The organism is Rhodococcus sp. USK13 (genome assembly GCF_018343855.1).
In the GTDB taxonomy this organism is placed as follows: domain Bacteria; phylum Actinomycetota; class Actinomycetes; order Mycobacteriales; family Mycobacteriaceae; genus Rhodococcus_F; species Rhodococcus_F oxybenzonivorans.
In genome coordinates this window covers 1,960,427-1,987,255 of the sequence record NZ_CP069242.1, presented here as the reverse complement: position 1 = coordinate 1,987,255, position 26,829 = coordinate 1,960,427, and the positions used below count along the sequence as shown (strand labels likewise).

General features: G+C 68.6%; 1 protein-coding gene. It reads right to left on the bottom strand.

Annotated elements, in window-relative coordinates:
• Positions 1 to 46: 46 nt before the first annotated feature.
• Positions 47 to 26,731: a non-ribosomal peptide synthase/polyketide synthase gene (locus tag JQT59_RS11915; RefSeq protein WP_213576312.1), complete on the bottom strand. Its 26,685-nt coding sequence runs from the start codon at positions 26,729 to 26,731 to the stop codon at positions 47 to 49.
• Between the last annotated feature and the right edge of the window lie 98 nt (positions 26,732 to 26,829).

Genomic DNA, 26,829 nt, shown 5'->3' with positions numbered 1-26,829 from the left:
GCTGTGGTGTTGCCGAGGTTGGTGGCGGCCCAGGTGGCGAGCAGGGTCATGGCGTCGGCCGACGATCTTCGAGGTATCGCGTCAGCACGGGTCCGATGACGGCGAGGGACTGCGGCTCGATCATGTCGTTGTGGCCGCAGTCCACCGGGTGCTCGTCGATGTTCCCGGTGACGAGGGGTTGCCATTCCTGCGCCGACCGCGGTCGCGTGGTGGTGTCGTCGGCGGCGGTCGCCGGGAAGATGAGCAGGCTGCCGTCGTACACCTGGGGCACGAAGCGGTGGACCAGGTTCCGGGAGTTCTCGTACCCGGCGTTGATCCGCTCGAGATGCTCGGCTCGCACCCCGGAATCGGTTCCCCAGGATTCGTTGAGCAGCCGGGCCGCTTCTTCGTAGGTGAGGTCGCCCTCGATGTCGACGACGAGACCGAGTCCGCGTAGGAGATCGCGCATGTCGAGCTTCCCGAACAGTGGGTCCTCACCGTTGTCGGGATAGCTGTCCATCACGGCCAGCACCCCGACCTCGTCACCGGCGTGTTGTAGTTCGACGGCCATGGCGTGGGCGATCACGCCGCCGAGCGACCAGCCGAGCAGGTCGTACGGGCCCTCGGGCTGGATTGCCTTCATTTCCTCGACGTAGCGGTGCGCAAGTTGCTCGAGGGACGAGTATTCGCCGTCACCGCTGATCGTGGGCAGTTGCAGTCCGTAGACGGGGCGGTCGGCGGGCAGGTGACGGACGAGGCCGGCGTACCCCCAGGAGAGTCCGATGCCGGGGTGCACGCAGAACAGCGGGCGTCCTGTGCCCTCGCTGCGCAGCGGAATCAGTACCGCCAGCACATCCTCCACTCCTCCCGCGGCAGTCGGCAGGGCGAGTCGGCGGGCAATCCCGGACGGTGTCGGGTCGAGGAACATCCACTGCAACGGGATCTTTCGGTCCAGTCTTTGCTGAAGTTCCCCGGCCACCTTGGTGGCGAGCAGTGAGTTGCCGCTCCGCTCGAAGAAGTTGTCGTCCGCACCTATTCCGTCGACGCCGAGGATCTCGGCGAAGACGTCGACGACCAACGCCTCGAGATCGTTCGCGGGCAGCCGGAAGCGGTGCCCGGAGAGGAACTCCGGCGCCGGAAGGGCGGCACGGTCCAACTTTCCCACCGGGGTCAGCGGAATTTGATCGAGCACGACAATGGCGGCGGGCACCATGTGGGCGGGTAGCCGCTCACCGACGAAGCGGATCAGTTCGGCGGTGTCGACGTTCCCGCCTCCCGCCGGGCGCACATAGGACACGAGCAGTGACTCGCCACTCGGCCCGGACCGGCCGATCGTCACGGCATACCCGACCGCGGGGTGATCGGTGAGAGCGGCGTCGATCTCTCCGGGCTCGATGCGGAAACCGCGGATCTTCACCTGGAAGTCACTGCGGCTCACATACTCGAGCGTTCCGTCCCGCCGCCACCGCACCACGTCCCCGGTGCGATACATCCGCTCCCCCGGAGCACCCCACGGGGCGGCCACGAAACGCGACGCCGTCAACGCAGGCCGACGATGATAGCCCGCGGCCAATGCCCGACCCGACACGTAGAGCTCGCCCACCACACCCACCGGAACCGGCCGCATCCGGGAGTCGAGGACCACCTCCGACACACCCCGGGTGGGAGCTCCGAGGGTGATCGGCTCACCCGGCACCAGAGCGGCACTGATGTTCGACATGATCGTGGTTTCGGTGGGCCCGTAGGCATTGAACATCCGGCGGCCCGGTGCCCAGCGGGCGACGAGTTCCGGTGGGCACGCTTCCCCGGCGACGACCAGCGTGCGCAAGGATTCGAAGCCGACGGGGTCCATCGACGCCAGCGCCGTGGGAGTGACGAACCCGTGGGACACTCGTTCGCTGCCGAGAAGTTCGGCCAGTTCTGTGCCGCCGTAGATCGTGGGCGGCGCGATCACCAGGGTGGCACCCGCACAGAATGCCATGACCAATTCGAATACCGACGCATCGAAGCTCGGCGAGGCGAAGTGCAGTACCCGGGAGTGATCGGTGACGGCGAGCACGTCGCGTTCCTCGGCCGCCAGATTCGCCAGGCCACGGTGGGTGACCGTCACACCCTTCGGTGTTCCGGTGGAGCCCGACGTGTAGATCAAGTAGGCGGAATGCCATTCGTGCAGCGGCGCAGTGCGATCAGCATCGGTGACCGGGTCGGGCGACTGTACGGCTATCCGGTTCTCTTCATCCGGATCGTCGAGCACGAGCCAGGTCACCAGGTCGGGCAGGCGACCTCGATGTGCGCGGACCGTGATGCCGGACACCGCGGCGGAGTCGGCGAGCATGTGCTCGATCCGCTCGAGGGGATACCCCGGATCGACGGGCAGGAACGCCGCGCCGGTCCGGGCGACGGACCACACCGACAGCACCGACTCGACCGACCGCGACACGCTCAGGGCCACCGAAGTTCCCGGTCCGACACCCAGCTCGATCAGTCTGCGCGCCAGGCGGTTCGAGGCCTCGTCGAGTTCGCGGTACGACATCGACCGACCCTCATAACGGATCGCTGCCGCGGCCGGGTCGTGCTCGGCTGCCGCAGTCAGCAGGTCCGGCAGCAACAGAGCGGGCGCATCGAGCGGTCCCCGGGCCGGCGTCAGTTCCGCGACCTCGTCGGCGCGAAGTATCTCGATGTCGCCGACGGGGATTCCCGGCTCCGCCGTAACGGCGGTGAGGATACGCACGAACCGCTCCGCGAAGCCCTGTACCGTGCTTGCGTCGAACAGGTCGGTGGCGAAGTCGATGGCACCGTCCATCCCCTCCGCCGCGCCGTCCGCGTCGAATTTCTCGGCGAGAATTACCTCGAGGTCGACCTTCACGACGTCGAGGGCAGGGTCGAGGCCCTCCACCCGCAGTCCCGGCAACGCCAGCGCGGGGCGCTCGTTGTTCTGGAACTCCAGGGAAACCTGGAAGATCGGTGAATGAGCGGTAGAGCGCACCGGTCCCACCGCGTCCACCACGCGCTCGAAGGGAACGTCGGCATGCGCGAACGCAGCGAGGTCCGCGTCCCGCACCTGCGCGAGGAGACCCGAGAAGGGTTGCCCCGGTTCGACGGTACTGCGCAGGGCGAGCGTGCCGACGAACATCCCCACCAGATCGTCGAGTGCCGCTTCCCCACGTCCGGCGATGGGGGTGCCGATCACGACGTCCCCGGTACCGCCGAGGCGGCCGAGTAGCACGGCCAGCGCGGCGTGGACGATCATGAACTCCGTCGAGTGATGCAGCCGCGCCGCTGCCCGGATGCGCTCATGCAGTTGGGCATCCACCACGAACCGCACCCGGTCGCCGATGAACGACTGCTGAGCGGGCCGGTGATGATCGGTCGGAAGTTCGAGAAGTTCGGGGACCCCGGACAGGTTCGACTCCCAGAAGGCGAGTTGCCGCGACAGCAACGACTCGGGATCGTCCTCGGAGCCCAGCAGTCGCCGCTGCCACAGCGTGTAATCGGCGTACTGGACCGGGAGCGGCGTCCAGGCCGGTGGCACGCCCCGGACGCGGGATTCGTAGGCGATCATCACGTCGCGCACCAGCGGCGCCATCGAGAATCCGTCCGCCGAGATGTGGTGGACCACCACGGCGAGTGTGGAAGTGGCGCCGCCGAGAGTGAACAGGGCGATGCGCAGCGGCGGGAAGGTGGTGACGTCGAAGCCGGTCGACACGAGCCGCGTCAGTTCCTGCCCCAGCGCGGCCTCGTCGGTGAGGGCGATCGGGGTGAGATCGGGAACCGCCGGTTCGAGTATTTCCTGCACGGGTTCACCGTCCCTGAGCGGGAAGCGGGTGCGCAGCGATTCGTGTCTGGTCACGACGTTGGTGAGCGCGGAAGTCAGTGCGTCGACGTCGAGTTCGCCGGTGAGCCGCACCAGCATCGGAATGTTGTATGCCGGCGACGACGTATCGAACTGGTTGATGAACCACATGCGCTGCTGGGCGTAGGACAGCGGGATGCGGTCGGGGCGCGGCCCCGCCGTGAGGGTGGGGCGACCCGACGGGCCGGCGCCCGCGTGTTCGATGCGCGCGGCCAACGCGGCGACCGTCGGCGCCTCGAACAGCACCCGGACGCCGACATCGGCGCCGAGGGCACCGCGGAGACGCGCCACGGCGCGGGTGGCGCTGAGGGAGTTGCCGCCGAGGTCGAAGAAGTTGCCGTCCGCACCTACGCGGTCGATGCCCAGGACCTCGGCGAACGTGTCGGCCACCGTCTCCTCGACCGGATTCGCGGGTGCGCGGTATTCGCCTGCGGCAAGTCCGAAATCGGGTATCGGCAGGGCCCTGCGGTCGAGCTTGCCGACCGCGGTGAGCGGGATCTTCTCCAGCACGGTGATCGACGACGGCACCATGTGGCCGGGCAGACGTTCGGCGAGGTGCCGGCCGATCTCGGCAGTGTCGAGTTGGCGGCCGGGTATCGGCACCACGTACGACGCGAGGAGCGTGTCGCCCGCGGGACCGCGATACGCGACGGTGACCGCGAACCGGACGTTCGGCTCGTCCGCGAGGGTGGCGTCGATCTCGCCGAGCTCGATGCGGAATCCACGAACCTTCACCTGGAAGTCGCGACGGCCCACGTACTCGATGGTCCGGTCGGCCGTCCAGCGCACGATATCGCCGGTGCGATACATGCGTTCGCCGGATCCTTCGGGGTCGGCCACGAAACGTTCGGCGGTGAGCCCGGGACGGCGGTGGTAACCGCGAGCCAGACCCGCCCCGGCCACGTACAGCTCTCCCGGGACACCCACGGGCACCGGCTGCAAGCGGGCGTCCAGTACCAGCTCGGTGACCCCGCGGATCGGTCCGCCGATCGTGATGCGCTCACCGGCGACCAGGGGCTCGCTGATGTTCGACATGATCGTGGTCTCGGTGGGCCCGTAACCGTTGTACAGCCGGCGGCCGGGCGCCCACCGGGACACGAGGTCGGGTGGGCAGGCTTCCCCGCCGACGGTGACGTCGGTGAAGTGGTCCAGTCCAGCCGGATCGAGGGACGCGAGCGCCGAGGTGGTGACGAACGCGTGGGTGACACGTCTACGTGTGATGAGGTCGGCGAGTTCGTCACCGCCGAATGTGGTGGGTGGCGCGATTACCATCGTCGCTCCGGCTCCGAACGCCAGCAAGTATTCGAACGCGGCCCCGTCGAAACTCGGTGTCGAGAAGTGCAGTGTCCGGGATCCCGGGCCGGCCGCGTACCGGGCGAGTTGTTCGCGCGCGAAGTTGTCGAGGCCGCGATGTGACACCACGACACCCTTGGGCAGGCCGGTGGAACCCGATGTGTAGACGAGGTAGGCGGCGGTGTCGAGGGTGACGGGAGCCGCGCGTTCGGTGTCGGTCACCGGCACCGCGGACGCGGCAGCGCACTCGTCGACGAACGACGGTTCGTCGAGAACGAGCCAGGTGGTGTCGCCGGACAGCCGGGGCCGATGTTCCGCGGTCGTCAGGCCTAGGGCGCATCCGGAATCGGTGAGCATGTGCGCGATGCGCTCGTCGGGATAATTCGGGTCGACCGGGACGAAGACGGCCCCGGCCTTGGCCACCGCCCATAGGCACAGCATCGACTCGACCGAGCGCGGAATGCCGACGGCCACAGATATTTCGGGGCCGGTGCCGCGGGAGAGGAGGACGCGCGCGAGGCGGTTCGACAGTTCGTCGAGCTCCCGGTAGGACACGTCACGCTCGCCGGACGAGAGCGCCACCGCATCGGGATCCTGCGCTGCCGCGTCCGCGAATAGTTGTGCGAGCGTTCGGGCGGAGACGCCCGACGCGCCGCGCACCGGCACCAACGTGTCGCGCTCGTGATCGGTGAGCAGCGACAGTCCCGCGAGCGGTACGTCGGGTCCGCCGCAGGCTTCGAGCACCCGCACCACCCGGTCCGCGATGCTCTCGACCGCGCGCGCGTCGAAGAGGTCGGGCAGGTATTCGAACTTCAGGTGCAGCCTGGCCTCGGCCGAGGCGACGAGACTCAGTGGGTAGTGGGCGGCGTCGGCAGCCTCCACGCCGATTACCCGCAGGCCCGCGATATCGGTGTCTTCCGACATCCCGGCGCGGTCCACCGGATACGACTCGAACACCGTCAGCGTGTCGAACCCCACGCCCGCCCCCGCGACTTCCTGTATCTGCGCGAGACCGGTGTAGTGGTGATCGAGCATGGCCGCCTGTTCGGCCTGCACCCGCTCGAGCAGCGCGCCCAACGTGTCGTCGGGGCGCAACGTCACCCGCACCGGGACGGTGTTGATGAACAGGCCGATCATCGTCTCGATGCCGGACAGCTCCGGCGGCCGCCCGGACACGGTCGCGCCGAACACGACGTCGTCCCGTCCGGTGAGCATCCCGAGCACGATTGCCCAGGCGGTCTGCACGATGCTGTTGAGGGTCAACCCCCGCGAACGCGCGAACTCGCGCAACCGGTCGGTCCGGTCCTCGTCGAGGTCGAACACCCACTCCCGCGACACGGTGGACAGGCGCCGGGCCCGGTCCCCGGGGACGAGCAACGTCGGTTCCTCCACGCCGGCAAGGGCATTTGCCCACGCCCGGGCCGATGCGTCGGGGTCACGTCCGGTCATCCACGCCAGGTAGTCGCGATAGTCGCGCACCCGCGGCAACGGTGACAGGTCGGCGTCCGTGGCATACAGCGTGAGCAGTTCCCGGATCAGCAACGGCATCGACCAGCCGTCGAGGAGGATGTGATGGTTCGTCGACACCAGCCGGTATCGACCGCCCGGCATGGTCACGAGCAGGAACCGGATCAGCGGGGCCGTCGCCATGTCGAACGGGGTGGTCCGGTCGGCCGCGAGCAGCCGCTCGAGTTCGACGACGGCCCCCTCGTCACCGAACGTACTCAGATCGATCTCCCGCCACGGCACCGTCACTCCGCGTTCCACGACCTGGACGGCCCGCCCTTCGGTGTCGTGGACGAAGGCGGTGCGCACATTGGGGTGCCGCTCGAGGAGTGCGGCGGCCGCCCGGTGCAGCCGGGACGCGTCCACGTGGCCGCCGAGTTCGAGGCTCAGTTGGACGAGGTAGGCATCCACCGACTCGTCGGCGAGTTCCGCATGGAACAACATGCCCGCCTGCAACGGCGACAGCGGCCACACGTCGACCATCGACGGGTAACGCCGCTCCAGGTCGTCGATCGCACCCTGATCGAGAGGGACCAGGTTCAGATCGGACGGGGTGAAACCGCCGCCACCGGACTTCACCTGCGTGGTCAGGGCGGCGAGGGCCGACACCCACAGCTGCGCCAGCTCACCGACATCCGCGGTGGTGAGCACCCCGAGCGGGAACGCCCACGTGGCGGCCAGTTCGGGGCCCTCACCGGAGTCGGTGGTTCTGGCGTTCACGTCGACGGCAGCAGGCACGGGCAGACCCGTGTGTGCGGCCTCGGCCAGTCCGGCCTCGGAAATCGGCATCCAATCGCCGTCCCCGGAGGCGGCGGCACCGAGCCTGCCGAGGTAGTTGAAGCTCAGCTGCGGTGAAGGCAGAGCCGACAGCGGGAGCGCCGTCTGGGGATTGAGATACCGCAGAAGGCCGAAACCGATGCCGTGGTCGGGGATGGCGTGCAGTTGCTCCTTCACGGTCTTGAGGGCGACCGCCGCCGCCGGGCCCCCGGCGAAGGCGTCGTCCACATCCACCCCGGTGAGGTCGAGCCGGACGGGGAAGATGCTGGTGAACCAGCCCACCGTCCGGGCGAGATCCGCCCCCGGTACCACCTGCTCCTCACGTCCGTGTCCTTCGAGAGTGACGAGGGCGCCCTCGGATTCGATTCCGCGTGCCCGCCGCCATCGCACCAGCGCCAGGGTCAGGGCCGTCAGCAAGCCGTCCCCCACGCTGCCGTGGAAGGCCTGCGGGACGGCGGTCAGCAGCGCCTCGGTCACGTCCACCGGCACCCGGACCTCGACCTCGGCGGTCCGGATGTCGGATGCGGTGAGGGTTCGAGAGCCGAGCAGGGGGTCCGGTGCGCCGAGCATCCCTCGCCACAACGCGAGTTCCTCGGTGCGACTGGGTTCCAGCGCTGCGTCGGCAAGCCCGTGCGCCCACCGGCGCATCGACGTTCCGACGGGGGGCAGGGCCGGCGACACCCCCGACTGCACCTGGGCGCACGCCGTGGCGAGGTCGGGGATCAGGATCCGCCACGACACCCCGTCGACGACGACGTGATGGGCGACGATCAACAGCCGTCCGGCGGTCCGGGGGGTGGCCGCGCTCTCGAACAACACCACCTGAACCATCACGCCCGACTCCGGGTCGAGCCGGTCGGTGGCCGCGTCGAGTTCCCGCGCAGCGATGTCACCGAACGTCTCGTGTCCTCGGTCGGTGTCCGGGACGTCGAGGGGCACCGTGCGCACGACCGCGGTGGCCCGCATCCAGCCGGTCGGCTGCACCGCCATCGACCAACCGTGCTCCGCCCGTTCGCTTCGGGACAGCCGAGCCCGCAGTATGTCGTGACGGTCGACGACCGCCTGCAGGGCCGCCGTCAGCGTGGCCGCGTCCAGGTCGGCGGGGGTGGTGAACAGTGCGGCCTGCGAGTACCGGCGGAAGTCTCCTCCCCTGCCCAGCATCCACTGCACGATCGGCGTGAGGGGAACCTCGCCGACACCTCCCCCGGGCAACTCGTCGAGGGTGACCGCCTGCTCTCCCGCCGTGGCGATCTCGGCGAGGGCGGCCACGGTTTTGCGCTCGAACACGTCCCGCGGGGTGATGCCCACCCCGGACGCCTTCGCCCGGGTGACGAGCTGGATCGACATGATGGAGTCGCCGCCGACGGCGAAGAACGAGTCGTCGACGCCGACCGACTCGAGGCCCAGCACCTCGGCGAACAGATCGGCGAGTATGCGTTCCGTCTCGGTTGCCGGAACACGCCCGATCGACACCTGCCGCCCGAAGTCGGGATCGGGCAGCGCACGCCGGTCGAGCTTTCCGTTCACCGTGAGCGGCAGGCTCTCGAGCACCACCACGGCGGCAGGAACCATGTGCGCGGCGAGCCGGCCGCCCAGCGTTTCGATGATCCACGACGGGTCCAGCGACCGGCCAGCCTCGGGTACGACGTATCCCACCAATCGTTCACGGCGCGACAACACGACCGACTGCGCCACCCCTTCGCAGGCGAGGAGCGCGGATTCCACCTCGCCGAGCTCGATCCGGAAGCCCTTCACCTGAACCTGGAAGTCGTTGCGGCCGAGGTACTCCAGCTGCCCGTCCGCATTCCACCGACCCAGGTCGCCCGACCGGTACATCCGGGAACCCGGCACGTACGGATCTGCGACGAACCGGGTGGAGGTGAGGGCGAACCGGCCGAGGTATCCACGCGAGACCTGCGCGCCCGACACGTAGAGCTCCCCCACCACTCCCGGCGCCACCGGGTGGAGTCGCCCGTCGAGCACGTACACGCGCAGTCCCGGAAGTGCCCGCCCGATGACGGATGCCGAGGCCCCGGCGGCGAGCGCCTCGGTCATCGGCAGGTGACTGACATGCACTGTCGTCTCCGTGATGCCGTACATATTGACCAACGTCGGCGCCGAGTCGTCGTGCCGGCTGTACCAGCGGATCAGTTGCGCCAGGTCGAGGGCTTCACCGCCGAAGATGACGTAACGCAATGCCAACTCGGTGCTGCCGGCCACCCGGTCCTCCTCCGCCAGTTGGTAGAAGGCGGTAGGTGTCTGGTTCAGCACGGTCACCCGCTCGTCGCGGAGTAATCGCAGGAACGTGTCGGGTGTCCTCGTGGTGAAGTAGTCGACCACCACGAGCCGTCCGCCGTGGAGGAGTGCCCCCCACAGCTCCCAGACGGAGAAATCGAACGCAGCAGAGTGGAACATGGTCCACACGTCGGAGGCGTCGAACTCGAAGAGCGCCCGAGTGTGTGCAAAGAGGGTGCCGACGTTGCGGTGTGATACCTGAACGCCTTTCGGTTGCCCCGTCGACCCCGACGTGTAGATGACGTACGCGACGGTATCCGGGTGCAGGGGTCCGGTCCGTTCCGCGTCGGACACCGGCTGGGCCGACACACCACCCAGTTCGGCCACGACGCCGGGGCTGTCCACAGCGATGGTCGGAAAGCCTTGTGCGCGCACCGATTCGGCTTCCGCCTCGGTGGTCAGCACGCACACCGGCCTTGCGTCGGCGAACAGGAACGCCAGCCGCTCGGCCGGGTACGTGACGTCAACCGGAACATACCCTGCGCCCGACTTCACCACCGCAAGCAACGCCACCACGAGATCGAGGGATCGTGCTGCAGCCACCGCTACCAGCGATTCGGGGCCTGCGCCTCGGGCGATCAGGAGCCGTGCGAGGCGGTTCGACCTCGCGTCGAGTTCTCGGTACGTGAGCGAAGCGCCCTCGTACACGACGGCTGTCGCTGCGAGGTTCCGTTCCGCGGCACGGGCGAAGAGCTCCGGCAGCGTCGCCACCGGCGCGGACGCGGCAGGGGCGGCGACGGGGAGGAGGCGGTCGCGTTCGCCTGGGTCGAGGATGTCGATGTCCCCGACGGGCGTGTACGCGTCGGAGGTCACCGATTCGAGTAGACGCACGAAGCGCTCCCCGAGACGGAGGACGGATGCGCGATCGAGCACGTCGGTGGCGTATCGGAGACCCGCGCCGATTCCGGCGGGGGCGCCGTCCTCGTCGACGTGTTCGGCGAGGCTCAGCTCGAGGTCGAACTTCGCAACGCCGAGATCGACCTCGAGCGAGTCGACGACGAGGCCGGGCAGCTCGAGGCGGGTGCCGGTGGCGTTGCGGAACTCGATGAGTACCTGGAACAGCGGGGCGTGAGCGGTCGACCGCTCGGGGGCGAGCTGATCGACCAGTCGTTCGAACGGGATGTCGGCGTGCTCGAATGCACCGAGGTCCACCGACCGCACCCCGGTGAGCACCTCGGAGAAAGATGCCCCGCCGTCCACCGGAGTCCGGAGAACCAGGGTGTTGACGAACATCCCCACGACGTCGTCGAGTACCGCCTGCCCCCGGCCGGCGACCGGTGTGCCGATCGGAACGTCGTCCGTTCCCGACAACCTCGACAGCAACACGGCAAAGGCCGCATGAACCACCATGAACAGCGTCGAATTATGCTCGGAGGCCATCTCGTTCAGCGCTGTGTGCAGCTGCGCGGGCACGGTGAACTCCACGACGTCGCCGCGGTACGAGCGCTGGGCCGGGCGCGGCCGGTCCAGCGGGATCTGCAGCACCTCCGGTATCCCGGACAGGGTGCGGGTCCAGTACCCGAGTTGTCTCGACACGACGGAATCGGGGTCCTCCTCGGTGCCGAGAACGCTCCGTTGCCACACGCTGAAGTCGGCGTACTGCACCGGCAGCGGAGTCCACGCGGGTGTCTCCCCCATGGTTCTGGCGGTGTACGCGAGCATGATGTCGCGGGCCAGCGGCATCATCGAGAACCCGTCGGCCGCGATGTGATGGACCACGATGGCGAGGACGTGTGACTCGGCGTCGATCTCGAAAAGAGTTGCCCGGAAGGGCACGTCGACGGTCACGTCGAAGCCGGTGGCGGCCAGGGCGGCGATCGCGTCCCGCAGATCACGGTCACCGGACACTGTCACCGGATGCAGGGATGGGGTTGCCCGCCCCGGATCGACGATGACCTGGTGCGGCCCGTCGATCGAACCGGGAAACACGGTGCGCAGGGATTCGTGCCGCTCCACGACGTCGCCGACCGACGCGAGCAGGGCAGCACGGTCGAGTACACCGGTCAGTCGCAGTGCGATCGGAATGTTGTACGCGGGCGAAGACGTGTCGAACTGGTTGATGAACCACATGCGCTGTTGCGCCAGCGACAACGGTATCCGCTCGGGACGCGGCCGGGCAGTGAGAGCCTCCGAGGGAACACTCGCGGTGGCCGCCGACTCGATCCGCACGGCGAGGTCTCCCACTACCGGTGCGTCGAACAGGGCGGCCACCCCGATCCCGGCGTCGAGTGCTGCGTTGATGCGTGCGACCGCGCGAGTGGCGCTGAGTGAATCGCCACCCAGTTCGAAGAAGCTGTCGTCGACCCCGACCCGCGCGATTCCGAGGACCTCCGAGAAGACCCGTGCGACAGCTTCTTCGACCGGTGTGGCAGGCGCCCGGAAACCCGTGGACGTCGACGCGAAGTCGGGTGCCGGCAACGCTTTCCGGTCTAGTTTGCCGACGGGTGTCAGAGGGATCTCGTCGAGTACGACGACGGCGGCGGGAACCATGTACTTGGGCAGGATGCGGCCCGCGAACGCGAGTACCTCGGGCGCCACCACTTCCTCGCCGTCGTGCGGCAGGACATACGACACCAGCGCCATGTCGCCGAGCGGGCCGGGCCTGCCCACGGTGGCGGCGAAGTCCAGATTCGGGTGGGTGGTGAGGACGGAGTCGATCTCTCCGAGCTCGACCCGCTGTCCGCGAATCTTGACCTGGAAGTCGCTGCGCCCGAGATACTCCAGGGTGTGGTCATGGCGCCACCGCACGACATCACCGGTACGGTACATCCGGCCGGAACCGTGGGGATTGGCAACGAACCGTTCGGCGGTGAGCGACGGACGACGGTGGTACCCGCGGGCCAGGGCCGGTCCCGAAATGTACAGTTCGCCCGGCACCCCGGCCGGCACCGGCTGCAGCCGCGGGTCGAGAACGGACAGGGTGATGCCGCGCACCGGGCTGCCGATCGTGACCGGCTCACCCGGGATCATCGGCCGGCTCAACGTGGTGAGAATTGTGGCCTCGGTGGGTCCGTACCCGTTGAACATGGCCCGGCCCACACCCCAGTTGGCCACCAGTTCGTCACCGACCGCATCGCCGGCCACCACGAGCACCTCGAGATGCTCGATGCCGTCGCGGTCCACTGTGGCGAGTACCGCCGGAGTGATGCAGGCGTGGGTGACGCGTTCGCGCCGCAGCAGCGCCGCGAGTTCCGCACCGCCGTAGATTCCGGGTGGCGCGATGACCAGCGTCGCCCCGGCGGCGCACGACTGGATCAGCTCGAGGATGGCCACATCGAAACTGGGAGAACAGATGTGGAGGCAGCGCGCCTCACGGGAGATGACGTAGTGCGCGCTCTGCTCGGCGAGAAGATTCGCCAGTCCGCGGTGGGTGACGACGACACCTTTCGGTCGGCCGGTCGAGCCGGACGTATAGATCGCGTACGCGGCGTGGTCGACGAGCAGCAGCGAACGGCGATCGACATCGGTGACGCGAGCGCAGGACGCGGCGGCCAGAGTGTCGTCGACACCCGGGTCGTCGAGCACCAGCCACGGCACCGAATCGGGTAGGCGGTGCCGGTACGCGGAGGTCGTCACCCCGAGCGCCGCACCGGAGTCGGCGAGCATGTGCTCGATGCGGTCGGCGGGATAGTTCGGGTCCACCGGCACGAACGCAGCACCAGCCTTGGTGACCGACCACACCGACAGCACCGACTCCGGTGAGCGCGGAAGGCCGAGTGCCACGAACGTTTCCGGTCCGGCGCCCCGCCCGATCAGCACGCGAGCCAGGGCGTTGGATCGCTCGTCGAGTTCGCGGTAACTCGTCTCCCGTCCCTCGAAGAGGAGAGCGGCGGCGCCGGGACGCTCTCCGGCCGACTGGGTGAGCAACTCGGGCAGCGTGCGTGGTGCACCGGACGGTGCGCCGGACACGGCGGTGTATTCCTGCAGTTCCGCCTCCGACAGCAGGGTGAGCCGGGCGAGCGGAATGTCGATGTCCGACAGCATGATCTGCAGGACCCGGGCGACCCGGGCCGCCACCGACTCGGCGAACTCGCTGTCGATCACGGCCGGCTGGTATCGCAGTCGCAGGTGCAGTCCCGTGTCCACGTGCGCGATCAGGGTGAGGGGATAGTGGGTGGCGTCGATCCCCTCGACCCCCGCGAGCCGCATGCCGTCGATGTCCGTGTTCTCCGACAGCCCCATCCGGTCCACCGGGTACGACTCGAACACGGTCAACGTGTCGAAGACGGCACCGTCTCCTGCGGCGCGCTGGATTTCTGTCAGGCCCACGTAGTGGTGGTCGAGGAGGGCGGACTGTTCGGCCTGGAACCGTTCGAGGATTTCGGCGAGTGTCTCCTCGCGGCGCAGGCGCAGCCGGACGGGCACGGTGTTGATGAACAGGCCGACCATCGACTCGATCCCGGCGATCGCGGGCGGACGTCCGGACACTGTGGCTCCGAACGTGACGTCCTCGCGGGTGCTCAGCGTCGCGAGTACCAGCCCCCAGGCGACCTGCACAAGCGTGTTGGTCGTGAGACCGCGCGCGCGGGCGAGTGCCTCGAGCACCCGGGTCTTCTCGTCTCCCACGTCCAGGCGCACGTCCTCCGGGTCGGCGAAGCTCGGCTCGCCGCGCGCGGCGGGTGCCACGATGGTCGGCTCGTCCGCGCCGGCGAGTGCGGACACCCAGGCGCCGGTGGACCGTTCGGAATCCTGTGTCGCAATCCAATGCAGGTAGTCACGGTAGGAGGTGACCGCCGGGAGCGCGGTGGTGTCGCCCGCGGTGGCGTACAGGACGAGCAGGTCCTTGATCACCAAGGGCGTCGACCAGCCGTCGAGAAGGATGTGGTGGTGCGTGAGCACCAGTCGGTAACGCCCGGGTGCGGTGTGCAGCAGCGTGAATCGCAGCAGCGGAGCCGCGGCCATGTCGAACGGGAGTGCGCGGTCCATGGCCATCGCCGCCGCAACTTCGGCGGTGATCCGGGAGTTCGGCTGCCCGGACAGGTCGATGTGTGACCACGGCGCCGTGACGGATGCGAGGACTACCTGCACCGGTCCCGTGCTGGTCTCGGCGAATGCCACTCGCAGGTTGGAATGCCGGTCGAGCAGGCCTTGCGCGGCACGGCGTAGGCGGGCGGCGTCGACGACGCCGTGCAGGTCGAGCACCAACTGGACCATGTAGGCGTCGACGTGTTCCTCGGACAACTGGGCATGGAACAGCAGGCCCGCCTGCAACGGCGACAGCGGCCAGATGTCCGCGAGTGCGGGATAGGTGTTCTCCAGGCGGTCGATGTCCGCCTGCCCGACGGACACCAGATCGAGATCGGAGGGCGTCAGGCCGCCGGCGTCGGGCCGGTTCGCGTGTTCGGCCAGCAGGGTGAGGGTGCGAATCCAGAGGTCGGCGAGCTCTTCCACGTCCGTACTGCGGAGCACACCGGTCGGGAACGTCCACGTTGCCGTGAGGACGGGGTCGCCGTCCCGGACGGTCGTCGCGGCGTTGACATCCACGACCCACGCCACCGGCATGTCGGGGTTCTGTGTTCCCCCGAGATCGGAGCTGCCCTCGACGGGAAGCCAGGGCACGTCACCCGCGCTGGTCGCCACCCGGCCGAGGTAGTTGAAGCTCACCTGCGGCGGCGGGAACCGGCGGAGCATCTCCGCGGTCTCCGGGTACAGGTACCGGAGCAGCCCGAACCCGATTCCGTGGTCGGGGATCGCGAGGAGTTGTTCCTTGACCGTCTTGATCGCGGTTCCGGCAGCGGCACCGCCCGCGAGGACGGCATCGACATCGATACCGGTGAGGTCGAGACGTGCGGGAAACAGGCTGGTGAACCAGCCGACGGTCCGGGACAGGTCGGCACCGGGGACGACATGGTCCTCACGACCGTGGCCTTCGAGATTGATCAGGGCATCGGTCGTGTCGACACCGCGCTGCCGACGCCAACGGATCATGGCCAGCGCCAGCGCGGTGAGAAGGCCGTCACCGACGGTGCCGTGGAACGCCGCGGGAAGAGTGGTGAGCAGGGCGCCCGTCACCCTCGGCGGAACCTCGACGGTGATACTGCCCTGTGCAGTGTCGACGTCGATCGCCGGATCCAGCGGCCGGGAGCCGAGGAGTGGGTCGGCGCCGTCGAGCATCGCTCGCCACAGCTCGACTTCGTCGCGTCGTCGTTCCGCGGCGTCCACCAGTCCGTGCGCCCATCTCCGCATCGACGTGCCGATGCCCGGCAACGCCGCGGTGAAGCCTTCGGCGATGCGTGCGTGCGCCGCAGCCAGATCGGTGATCAGGATGCGCCACGACACCCCGTCGACCACCAGGTGATGGGCGACCAGCAGCAGACGTCCGAGTCCGTCGGGGCCGTCGAACCACAGCACCTGCACCATGCTGGCGGTGGCCGGATCCAGCCGGTCCGCCGCCGCGTCGAGTTCGGCCGCCGCGATCGTGGCGAACTTCTCGCCGTCGAGCGAGGTGACGGGTACCCGGTGGATCACCGCTTCCGGGGACACGGCCCCCGAAGGCAGCACCGTCATCCCCCACTGCCCGCCCAGGCCTTCCTGCCCGTCGTCCCGGGTGAGTCGTGCACGCAGCATGTCGTGCCGATCCAGCACCGCGCCGACGGCACCGACGAGATCCTCGTGGGTGAGCCCGGGGGGCGCCGTCACCAGCACCGCCTGGGAGAAGCGGTTCAGTTTGCCCCCGCTGCGGTCGAGCATCCACGCGACGACGGGGGTCGGCGGTACCGCGCCGACACCGCCACCGGGAAGTTCCTCGAGGACAACGGAATCCGGTCGCTCGCGGTGGGCCGCCTCAGCAAGGCCCGCCACGGTGCGGCGCTCGAAGACATCACGCGGCGAGAGGATCAGACCCGCGGCCTTCGCCCGCGCCACCAACTGGATGGACATGATGCTGTCGCCGCCCAGCGCGAAGAACGAGTCCTCCACCCCCACCGACTCCAGTCCCAGCACGTCCCGGAACAACGCGGCAAGCAGTTCCTCCGTCTCCGTGCCGGGCGCCCGGCCGCCGGTGACGACAGCACCGAAATCCGGTTCCGGCAATGCCTTCCGGTCGAGCTTTCCGTGAACGGTCAGCGGCAGCGCCTCGATCACCACGATCGCGGCAGGCACCATGTACGACGCCAGGCGCGCACCGGCGAAGTCGAGGAGAGCCCCCGTGTCGAGGACGGCCCCGGGCACCGGAACCACGTACCCGACCAGGCGATCGGCCGACCCTGCACTGTGCCGCACGTCCGCGACGGCGGCCGCCACATCCTCGTGTGCGAGCAACGCCGAGGCCACCTCGCCCAGTTCGATCCGGAAGCCGCGGATCTTCACCTGGAAGTCGGTGCGCCCCAGATACTCCAGTTGCCCGTCCTTCATCCACCGCACGAGGTCACCGGTCCGGTACATTCTGCTGCCGGCCGGCCCGAACGGGTTGGCGACGAAACGTTCGGCGGTGAGGGCGTAGCGGCGGTGATACCCGCGCGCGAGCGCCGGACCGGCAAGATACAACTCGCCCGCGATTCCCACCGGCACCGGCTGCAACCGCGCGTCGAGGACGGCCTCACCGAAGCCGAGAGTGGGTGCCCCGATGGTCACCGGCTCACCCGGCACCATCGGGGAACTGATACTCGACACCACCGTCGACTCGGTCGGCCCGTACGCGTCGAACATGTTCCGGCCCGGCGCCCAGCGTGCCACCAGCTCGGGTGGGCAAGCCTCGCCGCCCGTGACCACACAGACCAGGTCGTCGAGCCCGGCAGGATCGACAGAGGCCAGCGCCGCAGGCGTCACGAAACAGTGGGTGACCCGCTCGCGACGCAGCAGGTCCGACAATTCCTCGCCGCCGAATACGGACGGCGACGCGATCACCATCGTGGCGCCCGGCCCCACCGCGAGCATCAGCTCGAGGATCGAGGCGTCGAAGCTCGGGGAGGCGAAGTGCAGCGCTCGTGCCGTCGACGTCGTGGCGAACGTGCGCTGTTGCGCAGCAGCGAAATTCGCCAGACCGCGGTGTGTGGTCACTACTCCCTTCGGTCTGCCGGTCGAACCCGATGTGTAGATCAGATACGCTGGGTGATCGACCTGCAGGGCCGACGTCCGGTCGGAATCCGACACCGCCGTCGCCGGGAGAAGCGCCAGCTCCGCTTTCATCCCGGGATCGTCGAGCGCCAGCCACGGAAGCGCACCCGGAAGAGACGGCCGGAGCTCGGCCGTCGTGAGGCCGGCCACCGCGCCGGAGTCGTCGAGCATGTACTCGATGCGCTCGGCGGGATGGTTGGGGTCGACCGGCACGAAGGCGGCGCCGGACTTCGCCACCGCCCACACCGCCGTTACCGACTCGATCGACCTCGACAATGCAAGCGCAACCACATGTTCCGGACCCACCCCGCGTGCGATCAAGAGCCGCGCGAGCCGGTTCGACCGGTCGTCGAGGTCACGGTAGGTCACGCGCTGCCCCTCGAACGACAGCGCCTCGGCGGCCGGGTCCACGGCGGCGGCGTCGATCAACAGTTCGGGCAACGTGCGCGCGGGCACGCCGGGGCCACCGGTCACCGAGGTCAGGGCGGCACGCTCCGGTGGGGCGAGCACGTCGACGTCGCCGACCCGGACGTCGGGATCGGCCGCGACGGCGGTCAGGATCCGGACCAGACGCTCCGCGAAGCCGGCCACGGTGCCTTCGTCGAAGATGTCGGTGGCGTACCCGAGCGCGGCGGTGATACCGGCGGGAGCGCCGTCACTGTCGGTGCTCTCGCGCATGCTTACCTGCAGGTCGAAGTTGATCGTGTCGAAGGGGAGGTCCAGCGCTTCGACGTGCAGACCCGGCAGCTCCAGTACGGGCCGCTCGGTGTTCTGGAATTCGAGCATCACCTGGAACAGCGGCGAATACTCCGTCGACCGCGAGGGTCGTAGGCTTTCGACAACCCGCTCGAACGGGACGTCCGCATGGGTGAACGCACCCAGGTCGGTCTCGCGTACCCCGGTGAGGAGTTCGGCGAACGTGCGGGCTGCATCGACGCGGGTGCGGAGCACGAGGGTATTCACGAACATTCCCACCACGTCGTCGAGCGCGGCCTCGCCTCGTCCCGCGATCGGGGTGCCGACGGCGATGTCGTCCGAGGCGCTCAGTCGCGACAGCAACACCGCCAAGGCCGCGTGCAGGGCCATGAAGACTGTGGAGCCGTGGGTGCGCGCGACCTGCACGATGTCCTGGTGGAGTTCGGGAGGAATTCTGAACTCGACGCGGCCGCCCTGCAGAGAACGGGCAGGCGGACGCGGCCGGTCCGTGGGAAGTTCCAGCACGTCCGGAAGGTCGGCGAGCGTGGTTGTCCAGTAGCCGAGTTGACGTGCGAGCGGCGACGACGGATCGTTCTCGGGACCGAGCCAGTCCCGCTGCCACAGGGTGTAATCGGCGTACTGAACCGGCAGGGGGCGCCAATCCGGTGCAGTCTCATGGTGTCTGGCGGTGTACGCGGCCAGAACGTCGCGGGCCAGCGGCACCATGGAGAAGCCGTCGGCGGCGATATGGTGTACCACGACGGCGAGCACGTGTTCGGCAACGCCCCGCTCGAACAGCCGGGCTCGTAGCGGGGTTTCCACGGTCACATCGAACCCCGTCGACAGTAACCGGTCGACCTGCTCACGGAGGTTGTCCAGGCCGGTGGTGGGCTCCGGATGAAGAATCGGCACCGCCTCGGCGGCGGGCAGTATCACCTGCCGCGGCCCCTGATCGGTCAGAGGAAAGACGGTGCGGAGCGACTCGTGCCGCTCGACGACGTCGGTGATCGCCGCCTGCAGGGCAGGTACATCGAGCGTGCCGGCGAGCCGCAGGGCGATAGCAACGTTGTAGGCCGCAGACGCGGTGTCGAATTGGTTGATGAACCACATCCGCTGCTGCGCAAGCGACACAGGGACCTCGCGCGCCGGATCCCTCGGGGCCAGCGTCGGCCGCGCCCAGTCCACCGCGATCCCCGCCTCGGCACGGGCGGCGAGCCCGGCCACTGTGGGAGCGTCGAACACGTCGCGCACGCCGAGACGGTCCCCGACTGCGGCATTGATGCGCGCCACCAGCCGGGTGGCGGTCAGCGAGTTCCCGCCCAGGTCGAAGAAGTTGTCGTGCGCTCCCACCCGCGCGATGCCGAGAAGGTCGGCGAACACCGCGGCGACGATCTCCTCCACCGGGTTGCGGGGAGCGACGAACCCGACCGTCGCCGTGCCGAAGTCCGGTTCCGGCAGCGCTTTACGATCCAGCTTGCCGTTCACGGTCAGAGGCAGCGCGTCGAGAACCACCACTGCCGACGGCACCATGTACGTGGGTACCGACGCCCCGACCGCATCGAGTACGGCTGCCGGGTCGACGGCGGCGCCCGCCTCGGGAACGACGTACCCCACCAACCGATCGCCGTCACGGTCGTCGATGCGGACCACCACCACCGCTTGCGCCACCCCGGCACACGCGGCGAGGGCCGCCTCCACTTCGCCGAGTTCGACCCGGAAGCCGCGAAGCTGTACCTGGAAGTCGCTGCGGCCCACGTACTCGAGCCGACCGTGGGGGCCCCACCGCACGATGTCGCCGGAACGATACATGCGCGCACCCACCCGGTCGCGGGCGAAGGGGTCGGCAACGAAACGGTGTGCCGTCAGCTCGGATCGGCCCACGTACCCGCGGGACACCTGTTCGCCGGACACGTACAACTCGCCGACCACACCGGGCGGCACCGGATGGAGCCGGCCGTCGAGGACATACACCCGCAACCCCGGAAGCCCGCCGCCGATCACCGACCCGGACGCGGCGGACACCAGCGCGCGATCGAGCGCGAGGAAGCTGACGTGCACCGTGGTCTCGGTGATGCCGTACATGTTGACGAGTACCGGTGCACGGTCGTCGTGCCGGGAGTACCACCGGCCGAGTTGACCGATGTCGAGCGCTTCACCACCGAAGATCACGTATCGCAACGACAGAGCCGACCCGTCGGCGTCCTCGACCACGCTCGCCGCACGATCCGCCTCCATCAGCTGGTAGAAGGCAGTCGGCGTCTGGTTCAACACCGTCACCCGCTCCCGCTGCAGCAGTTCGAGGAAGGTATCGGGCGACCGTGCGGTGAAGTAGTCGACCACGACCAGCCGGCCACCGTGGACTAGTGCCCCCCACAGTTCCCACACGGAGAAGTCGAAGGCGTACGAATGGAAGAGGGTCCACACATCGGACGAGTCGAACCCGAACAGGTCCCGGGTGTTGGCGAGCAACGCGACCACACAGCGGTGCGATACCTGAACACCTTTCGGGCGTCCGGTCGATCCCGACGTGAAGATGACGTAGGCGACGGCGTCTGCCCGCAGCGGACGCAACCGGTCCGAGTCGGTGACGGGCAGGCCCGAGAAGCTGTTCAGGGCCCGGTGCGTCGCCGGATCGTCGATCACCACCAGCGCAGTGCCGTCCGGCGCCAGGGCCCCGAACTCCGCACTCACCACAGCACACACCGGGTGCGCATCCTCGAACATCGCGGCCACCCGCTCGGCAGGATAGCTGACGTCGACCGGGACGTAGCCGCCGCCGGCCCCGAGCACCGCCAGCAACGCAACAAGCAGGTTCGGTGTCCTGTCCACCATCACCGCGACCAGCGATTCGGTACCGACACCACGCGCAATCAGCAATCGAGCCAACCGATTTGCGCGTTCCTCGAGTTCGGCGTAGGTAATCCTGTCTTCGCCACACACCACCGCGACGGCATCCGGGGTCCGCGCCGCCGCGCGTGCGAACAATTCGACGAGGGTGAGCGAGCCGGCGCGGACGCCCTCGTGATTCCACTGGTCCAGCACGAGACCGCGCTCGACCGCGCCCATGACGTCGATGTCCCCGACCGTCGTGGCCGGATCCGTCACGACCGCCCGCAGTACGCGGAGGAGCCGTTCCCCGAATCTGAGCACCGACGCGCGGTCGAAGACGTCGGTGGCGTACAGAAAGCCCGCCGACATGCCTGCCGCAGAACCCTTGTCGTCGTAGTGCTCCGCCAGAGAGAGTTGCAGGTCGAACTTGGCGACACCCGGGTCGACGTCCACCGCTTCGACGGTCAGGCCGGGCAGCTCCAGGTGCGCTCGCACCGTGTTCTGGAACTCCAGCAACACCTGGAACAGCGGTGAATACGACGTCGAACGCACCGGAGCGAGTTCGTCCACGACGCTCTCGAAGGGCACATCGGTATGCCCGAACGCAGCGAGGTCCGTGTCACGGGCCTGGGCGAGCACGTCGATGAAGGAGGCGTCCGGCCGGACCCGGGTCCGGAGCACCAGCGTGTTGACGAACATCCCCACCAGGTCGTCCAGCGCCGCCTCACCGCGCCCCGCGATCGGTGTGCCCACGGCCACGTCGCCCGATCCCGACATGCGTGACAGCAACACGGCGAAGGCCGCGTGCATCACCATGAACAGCGTCGCATTGTGCTCGCGCGCAAGCAGAAGCAGTTGCCGGTGTAGACCTGCGTCGATGGGGAACGACGCGCATCGCCCCTGAAGTGACCGTGCGGCGGGCCGGTTCCGGTCGAGCGGCAGATCGGTGACCTCGGGCAGTTCCGCCAACGTATCCCGCCAATACCCGAGCTGCCGGGACATGAGACTGCCGGAATCCTCGGGGCTACCGAGGAGCGCACGCTGCCACACGCTGTAGTCGGCGTACTGCACCGGCAACGGTTCCCAGTTGGGCCGGGCACCCGCCCGCCGGGCGGAATACGCCACCATGAGATCGCGGGCCAGCGGTGCGAGCGACGCACCGTCGGCCGAGATGTGGTGCACCACCATGACGAGCACGTGTTCGTCCGGGCCGATCCACAGCAGCGCGGCGCGCAGCGGCACGGCCCGGCTGACGTCGAACCCCACGGCGAGAAGCGTCTCGATCCGCTCGTTCAGCGACTCGTCGCCGTCGACCCGCGGGGTGAGGTCAGGAACAACCTGTGCTGCGTCGACGATCTCCTGATACGGGCCGTCCGCCGACGCGGGGTACTTGGTGCGCAGCGCTTCGTGCCGCTCGATCACGTCACCGACCGCGTCCCTCAAGGTGTCCGAGTCGAGCGGACCGAGGAGCCGTACCGCCATCGGAATGTTGTAAGCCACCGAACCCGTGTCGAACTGATTGAGGAACCACATCCGCTGCTGCGCCAGTGACAGCGGGATCCGGTCGGGCCGCTCACCTCGAACGAGAGGCCGGCGATCCGCGAGTTCCATTCCCGCACGCCGGATATGCGCGGCCAGCAGTTCGGCGGTGGGTGCATCGAACAGGGCACGCACGCCCACGTCCGATCCCAAAGCGGCATTGATCCGCGCGATCACCCGCGTCGCAACCAGCGAGTTGCCGCCGAGGTCGAAGAAACTGTCGTCGACGCTGATCCGCTCGACACCGAGAATCTCCGTGAAGACCTCGACGATCGACTCCTCCACCGGATCGGCAGGCGCCCGGAACTCCGCGGCGGCGGACAAGAACTTCGGTTCCGGCAATGCTGCCCGGTCCACCTTCCCGACCGGGTTCAACGGGATGTCGTCCAGTACCATGATGACCGCGGGCACCATGTACGCCGGCAACCGATTCCGCACCTGCCGCAACAGTTCGGCGGTCTGGATCGGCCTGCCGGCCGCCGGCACGACGTAGGACACCAGCACGGTGTCCCCGGACGGGCCCGGCCGCCCGATCGTGACCGCGAACCGCACGTCCTGATGCGCCTGCAGTAAGGCATCGATCTCGCCGAGCTCGATCCGGAATCCTCGAACCTTCACCTGGAAGTCGCTGCGCCGCAGATATTCCAGCGTGTAGTCGGGTCGCCATCGCACTACGTCGCCGGTGCGGTACATCCGCCCGGGGCCGTACGGGTCGGCGACGAACCGCACAGCGGTGAGCGCGGGCCGTCCGTGATAACCCCTGGCCACGCCGGCACCGGCGATGTACAACTCGCCCGGCGCGCCGACGGGTACCGGATGCAGCCGAGCGTCCAGGACCACCTGCTGGGTGCCGCGGATCGGCCCACCCAGGGTGATCGGGCCGCCGGGTGTCATCGGCGCACTGATGTTCGCCATCACGGTGGTCTCGGTGGGGCCGTACGCGTTGTGCAACCGGCGGCCCGGCGCCCACCGGGCCACCAGTTCGGGCGGGCAGGCCTCCCCGCCCACGACGACGTCGAGGAAGTCGCCGAGCGAATCCGGCGGAATCGTACTGAGCGCCGCCGTGGTGATGAAGCCGTGGGTGACGCGCTCCGATCGCAGTACATCGGCGATCTCCGTGCCCCCGTAGGTGGTCGGCGGCACGATCACCATCGTCGCCCCCACCCCGAATGCCTGCAGGTACTCGAACACGGACGCGTCGAAACTGGGCGTCGAGAAGTGCAGCGTGCGAGACGATCTCGTGGCGCCGAACCGCTCCCGTTGGTCGACCGCGAAGGAGTCCAGACCACGGTGCGTGACGACCACGCCTTTGGGCCGCCCCGTGGAGCCCGACGTGTAGATCAGGTACGCGGCGCTGTCGAGCGACACCGGCCCATTGAGGTCTGCCTCGGTCAGCGGCGCGTCGGACCGGGCGGCGCACTCGGACCGGAAATCGGGATCGTCGAGCGCCAGCCACGGGATCGAGTCGGGCAACCGCTCACGCAGCGCTTCTTCCGTCAGACCGACCACCGCACCGGAGTCGCCGAGCATGTAGTTGATTCGGTCGGCGGGATAGTTCGGGTCCACCGGCACGAACGCCGCACCCGTCTTGGTGACCGCCCATACCGAGGCCACCGACCGGAACGACCGCGGCAATGCCGTCGCCACGAACGACTCCGGGCCCACCCCACGATCGATCAGCATTCGCGCGACCCGGGTCGACCAGCTGTCCAATTCCCGATAGGACACCTCCTCGCCCTGCTGGTACAGAGCCGTCGCCGCCGGATCGAGCGCCGCAGCGTCTGCCAACAGGGTGGGCAGGGTTCGCTCGGACCGGCCGGGTATGCCGCGCACCGGAGTCAGCGCGGCACGTTCCTGGTCGGACAGGATGGCGATGTCGCCGATCGGAACGTCCGGGTCCGCGGCCACCGCGTCGAGGATGCGGCCGAAGCGTTCGGCCGCGATGCGAATGGTGTGAGGGTCGAACAGGTCCGCGGCAAAGCCGAATTCGACGGTGACGCCTGCCGGTTCACCCGACTCGTCGATCGCCTCGGTGACCGACGCGCACAGATCGAGGCCGGCGACGGGCGCACTGCGCGCGCTGTCTTCCCGGGTGTCGAGGAGCACCTGGAAGATCGGCGCGTACGCATCCGACACCGAGATGTCGAGTTCCCGCACCAGACGCTGGAACGGGACCTCGGTGTGTGCCGTCGCCTCGGCGGCGACGTCCCGGACCTGATGCAGGAAGTCCCGGAACGACGCCTCGCCCGCGTACCGGGTCCGGACCACGACGACATCGGTGCGCTCGCTCACGTCCACCGGGATTCCCACGGCGAGGTCCTCGCTGCCGGTGACCCGGCCGAGCAGAACCGACAGAGCCGCGAGGAACACCGTGCGGGTGGTGGTGCCCGCGGCCGCGGCGAGTCCGGCGACACGTCGGTGCAGCGCACCCGTCAGCATCACGGACACTCGATCACTCGCCTGCGACAGCTGCGCGGGCCGTGGCCGGTCACTGGGCAACGGCAGCAGGTCGGGCAGCCCACCCAGCTGCCTGCGCCAGTACTCCACTTCCGCCGCGTCGCGCAGCAGGCGCTCACCGGTGCGGGCACTGATTCGGTGAACACCGTCCACCCGCGACTGCGGATCGGCGGTGGCGAGTTCCTCGAGCAGCTCCAGGAACTGACGATGATGCTCCCGCAGCTCGGTGCGCTCGTAACGGCTGGGGTTGGCCCGGAAGTCGACGAAGATCTTGGTCGGGGTCCCGCTCTGGTACACGTTGATCAGCAGGTCTTCCACCGGCCCGGACGTGACGATGTGGAAATCCCCCGTGAGGGGGCCCAACGCCACCTCCTGACGGAACAGCATGACGTTCACCATGGGCCCGTACAGCTCCGCCGCCTTGTCACCGGCATCGCGGCGGATGTCGTCGAGACTGCACCGCTGATGCCGCAACGCGCCCACCAATTCGCGCTGCACCCGTTCGACGAGCTCGCCGACGGTGTCCTCCCCGCGGACACTGACCGGCAACGGCGCCACGTTGACCAGCATCCCGCCGGAATTGCGCAGCACCGCTGTGGTCCGCGCCGACACCGGGATGGTCACCAGCACATCGGTCCGGCCGGTACGCCGCGACAAATAGCAGGCGGCAGCCGCGATGAGGATGGCCGCCGACAGACTGTCGCGGGAATCGAGCACCGCCACCACGGCCTCGGACAGCGCGGCGCTCTCGACCGTGCTGGTGGCCGACACGTGTCCCGTCGTGCGAGCCAGGGTGGTCCCCTCGACCCCGGCCACCCGCTGCGCCCAGTACTCCCGGTCGCTGACGAATCGGTCGGACGTGCGGTACCGGTTGTCGAGGTCGTACAGCTGCCGCAGGCTCACCGCACGGTTCGCATCCGGCGCCCGACCGGCAACCGACGCGGAGTAGCGGTGCGCGATGCGGCGCAGCATCGTCATGGCACCGTATCCGTCGAGCGCCACGTGGTGAATCCGGCTGTACCAGAGGAAGTGCGTGTCACCGATCTGCAGGATGGACGTCTCCACCAGGCGATCGGTGCTCAGGTCTATCGGGGTGACGTAGTCACGTTCCATCCAGTCGTGCGCCGCCGCCTCCGGATTGTCTTCGCCAGAGAAGTCGAGGTAGGCGATCGACGTGTCGGTCGCATGGTCGACGTACTGCAGCGGCTGACCGTCGATGTCGTCGACCTTGAGCAACGGCGACTCGAACTCGCGAGCCGCCTCGACCGTCTCCCGCCGGAGCAGGTCGACGTCGAGGGCGCCCGTGAATTCGACGTACTGGGCGATGAAGATCGGGACCCTGGGTTCGAGTTGCTGAGCGAACCAGGTGGCCCGTTGCGCTGCCGACAGGGGAAACGGTTCCGCGTGACCCGGACCCGAACTGACCGTTTTCTGCGATTTGGCGGGTGCCACTGTCTTTCCCTTCGGAAACGGATCCCCGACAGGATCAGCGCGCGCGGTGAGTCTGCCGAGACAGAGGGAGGCGGGAGCCGGCGCTCTTCTCCCGTCTC